This window comes from Clostridium sp. (genome assembly GCF_018372875.1).
Taxonomy (GTDB): Bacteria; Bacillota; Clostridia; order Clostridiales; family Clostridiaceae; genus Clostridium.
Window position 1 is genome coordinate 1 of record NZ_JAHAIF010000108.1, and the last position, 1,097, is coordinate 1,097.

General features: G+C 34.6%; 1 protein-coding gene and 1 pseudogene. Both read left to right on the forward strand.

Features of this window, described 5'->3' with window-relative positions:
- Positions 1-4 precede the first annotated feature (4 nt).
- On the forward strand, positions 5-799 hold the full coding sequence (locus KIB46_RS16305; protein ID WP_291673284.1) for a transketolase: 795 nt from the start codon (positions 5-7) through the stop codon (positions 797-799).
- Positions 799-1,097, forward strand: a pseudogene (locus KIB46_RS16310) (transketolase family protein); the annotation flags it as partial. The gene KIB46_RS16305 and the pseudogene KIB46_RS16310, both read left to right, overlap by 1 nt.

The window sequence follows — 1,097 nt, forward strand, 5'->3', positions numbered from 1 at the left end:
CCAAATTTCTAAACAAATTAGAAAAGACATAGTAGAAATGTTAACAGAATCAGCATCAGGTCATCCAGGTGGATCACTTTCAGCGGCAGACATAGTTACTACACTATTTTTTAATGAATTAAATATTAATCCTGAAAATCCAAAGGATGAAAATAGGGATAGATTTGTTTTATCAAAAGGTCATGCAGCTCCAGTACTATATAGTGCATTAGCAAGAAGAGGATTCTTTGATCCTAAAGAGTTAATGACATTAAGAAAGATTGGTTCAGATTTACAAGGGCATCCTAACATGAATGATCTACCAGGAATAGATATGTCAACTGGTTCGTTAGGTCAAGGTATTTCAGCAGCAGTAGGAATGGCTTTAGCAGGTAAGGTAGATAAAAAAGACTACAGAGTATATGCATTACTTGGAGATGGAGAATTAGAAGAAGGTCAAGTATGGGAAGCTAGTATGTGTGCAGCTCATTATAACTTAGACAATTTAACTATATTTATAGATTTTAATGGATTACAAATAGATGGAGATATAACTAAGGTTATGAGTCCATGTCCAATAGATAAGAAGTTTGAAGCCTTTGGTTGGAACGTATTAGTTATAGACGGACATAACTATGATGAAATTTTAGGTGCTATAGAAAAAGCAAAAAACCATAAAGGTGAGCCAACAGCAATAATTTGTAATACAGTTAAAGGAAAGGGAGTTTCATTTATGGAAAATGAGGCTTCATGGCATGGAACAGCTCCAAGCAAGGAACAATGTGAAGTAGCAGTTAAGGAATTAGGAGGAGAAATATAATGAGTAAGAAGATTGCAACTAGAGAAGCTTATGGTAAAGCATTAGCAGCATTAGCTAATACAAATGAGAATGTAGTAGTATTAGATGCAGACCTTTCAAAGTCAACAAAGACTGCAGATTTTAAGGCAGTAGCTCCTGAAAAATTCTTTAACATGGGAATAGCAGAAGGAAACATGATGGGTGTTGCAGCAGGACTTTCAACTTGTGGTAAGGTACCTTTTGTAAGTACTTTTGCAATGTTTGCAGCAGGAAGAGCTTTTGAACAAATAAGAAACTCAATATGTTATCCTAAATTAAA